The organism is Vibrio scophthalmi LMG 19158 (genome assembly GCF_000222585.1).
GTDB lineage: Bacteria > Pseudomonadota > Gammaproteobacteria > Enterobacterales > Vibrionaceae > Vibrio > Vibrio scophthalmi.
In genome coordinates this window covers 1-3,279 of sequence record NZ_AFWE01000081.1, presented here as the reverse complement: position 1 = coordinate 3,279, position 3,279 = coordinate 1, and the positions used below count along the sequence as shown (strand labels likewise).

The 3,279-nt window shown below is 48.7% G+C and carries 3 protein-coding genes; all 3 read left to right on the top strand.

All coding sequences use genetic code 11. The features are described from left to right. Nucleotides 1-211, top strand: a 211-nt coding sequence (locus RH88_RS23560) for a phage tail assembly protein (RefSeq protein ID WP_005594649.1), incomplete at its 5' end; no start/stop codon positions are given. 129 nt (nucleotides 212-340) lie between these two features. After that, complete coding sequence (locus tag RH88_RS07470) at nucleotides 341-2,323, top strand: phage tail tape measure protein (protein ID WP_005594647.1); 1,983 nt, start codon at nucleotides 341-343, stop codon at nucleotides 2,321-2,323. 2 nt (nucleotides 2,324-2,325) lie between these two features. After that, a partial coding sequence (locus RH88_RS07465) for a DNA circularization protein (RefSeq protein ID WP_005594645.1) occupies nucleotides 2,326-3,279 on the top strand: 954 nt, incomplete at its 3' end.

The following is a 3,279-nucleotide window of genomic DNA, read 5'->3' as shown; positions in this document are numbered from 1 at the left end:
TGAGCCAAACTACGTGCTGGTGCGCAGCAATATCAAAGCGGGTGTTGCTCTAATGCGTCGTCAAATTAAGAGCATTGGTGACATTCAAGGGCCGATGAGCCCTGCGGATATCAAAGGTTTGCACGCGGCTGACCTTGATATTATCCAGGCTCATATTAAAGCGATGGATACCGCAGCCGCACAAGCGTTGATTGCGCGGGGAAAGAGCTAATCGCGTATGCCGAAATCATCAATGAATCTTCGTTGATATTAGCGAAGTTTTACCACGGCAATGTGCACCATTTTTTAGATAAACCGATGTCCCGTTTTTTAAATGAATGCAAGAGGTTAAGAAAACTCAATGAGCAGCGAACTCAACGCTAGTATCCGCCTAAATCTGACGGGTAACTTAACAGAACGCTCTCGCCTTTATCAGCGGGAAATGAAATCAATGGCGCGGGAGACGCGCCTTTCTTTTCAAATTATGAACACCGCATCAAAGCAAGCGATGCGAGGTATCAATGCTGGCCTAGATAGCATGGGTAGCCGTTACGCTGGCTTTGCGGCCTCTCTTGCGGGTGGCGTGAGTTTTCGTAATGCGATCACCCTTGAGCGTCGTATGAATCGCATTGGTGTTCAGGCTGAAATCAGTGCCGAGCAGGTTAAAAAACTTCAAGATGAGGTTTATAACACTGCAATGGACAAAGATATCGCTATAGACCCAAGGGAATTGCTTTCAGCTATCGAGGCGATTGTTACGCGGACGGGCGACTTAGAATACGCACGTAAGAACATGGAGGCGCTCGGTCAAGCAATTCAAGCTACGGGGGCTATGGGTGGTGATATTGGCGGGCTGGTTGCTGAGTTAAAAAAACTCGAAGTAACAGATGTCTCACGGGGATTGAATATCCTTGTTGCACAAGGTAAGGCTGGCGCGGTTGAGGCGAAAGATTTAGCTCAACTTGGCCCTCGATTACTTTCTGCTTACGCGGCTACTGGTCGCCAAGGTGAGAGTGCTATTGTCGAACTTGGTGCAGCGATGCAGGTATTAAACTCTGCAACAGGTACGCCTGATGTGGCGGCGACAACATTTGAGGCCCTGTTAGGGGACTTACAAAACCCTCAGAAACAGCGTCAACTGGCTATGTCTGGTATCAATATTTATGAAAAGAATGAACAAGGTCGTGATGTTCTAAGGGATTTACCGTCAATTATGACTGATATCGTTACCAAATTTGACGGTAACATGGTGCGCATCGGTATGATTTTTGGTGATGAAGCGAGACGTGGTTTTAACCAAATCTCTGCTGAAATGATCAAAAAAGAGCAAGTGGATAGCTTTAACAAATTTGCTCAATTGGATGTGAATTTCAATCAAATTTTTGAAGACTCCAAGCGTATAGCGTCTGACTCTACAGGTGGATTGCAGAGGCTCGCAACATCCTGGGACTTTTTCATTAATAACCAGCTAAACGAACCATTATCTGATCTTGCTAGCACACTGCGAAACATGAATACAGAGACTGTTCAAAGCGCCTACAACATCGGTAAATGGGTTGCTGCTATTGGTGGTGCAACATTGATCATGCGCAAAATCGGCGTATTCAAAGGCGCATCATGGCTCTGGAATCGCTACCGAAAAGGAAAGAACGGCAGCCCTCTTGGTGGTATGGGTGAGTTGGGCAATATGGGCGTGCAGCGCGTTTTTGTGGTTAACATGCCTGGTTCTGGCTTTGGTGGTGGTTACGGCGGCGGAGATTATGGTGGTCGTCGTCGTGATCGCCTTGGTCAGCGTCGTCCTCGACTTGGCGGTCCAAACTCGAACCCTTTGCGCTTAGGTGGCCCTGATTTTAGCGTGCTCGATGGCGCTTTTGATGGCCCTAGCAACAAAGGCGGTCGCTTTAATGCCCTTCGTAATAGCCGCGCATCGAGAATGCTGATGGCAAACAGTGGTGGCCGTGTGTTTGGTCTGTTAGGTGGCGGCGTACAACTTGCTGATGTTGCCATGAATGGTGGCGATGCGTCTGATGTAGGCAGCGCCGCAGGTTCAATGGGTGGCGGCTGGCTTGGCGCAAAATTAGGGGCATCCATTGGGACGTTCATTGCACCAGGTTTAGGCACAGCCATCGGTGGTGTTCTTGGTGGTCTAGTGGGTTCGTTTAGTGGTTCCCAGATTGGCGACTATGCAGGCTCATTCTTTGAAGGTAAACCTCAAGAGGTACAAGGTGAAGTTAAAGTCATTGTGGAAGATAAGCGCACCTCAATTGAGAGCGTGACATCGAGTAGCCCTGGTATGAACTTTAGCGCTTACGCAGGCTCAGACCTCGGATTCTTTGGAGGTTAATCATGAACATGACAACCGAAAACAACCACGACTACCGCCCCGCATCCTTTCGTGGGGTTGAGTTCTTCGTGGATGGTATTGAAGGCACGGGCGGACGTCGCGCCGTGCCTCATGCTTACCCAAAACGCGAGACGGGCTGGACAGAAGATAACGGCGCAGTATTGAGTCAGCAAAAAGTAACCGGCTTTTGTTTGGGTGATGATTACCTTGTTCAACTGGCGGCGATTTTAGAAGCGCTCAATAAACCAGGTCCTGGTGAAATGGTTCACCCTTGGTGGGGACGTCAACGCGTTCAGATTGGTAAGGTTACGCACTCACTTAGCACCAAGAACGGCGGCTATGCCACCATTAGCTTTGAAGTGTTCGAAGCGGGAAACCCTCTTTTTCCAAGCCAAGTGGCTGACACCTCGGAAGAGGTCAAGAGCGCCGCATCAAGCGCACGTGAAGCGACCATTGAAGAGTTTGAGACGCAGTTTGAAACCGAAGAACTACCAAGTTACGCGCAAGAGAGCCTACTCGATACCTTTAACGGGTACAGCGATTCCTTGAAAGAGATGGTGAACCAGTTACCAGACTTGCCGGATGATATCGGTAACTGGATAGATGCGATTGATAACTTCAAAAACAACGTAGGCTTGTTGATGGCTTATCCAGGGCAACTCGCAATGCAAGTAACAGACCTTATCTATGATGTGCACAACCTTGTAACCACGCCCCCTGCGGCGCTGGATGTGTACACTTCTCTGAAAAATCGCTTTGATGGCATGAAAGCCTATGTGGATTTTGAAGATGGTAACACCGTAGATAAAGCCGTTTCACGCAACAAGGCGCTGACGCAGCAACTGTTCATTAATAGCCTTGCAACCGAGCAAGCACAATCACTCAGCGATTCATTAAACGCCATGACCACCACCAAGAACGGCGATGATTCAGACTTTGATAGTAAGCGTGCTACC

Excerpts from the sequence above, each read along its gene's own strand:
- RH88_RS07470 (WP_005594647.1), top strand. The coding sequence starts at position 341 with ATGAGCAGCGAACTCAACGCTAGTATCCGCCTAAATCTGACGGGTAAC.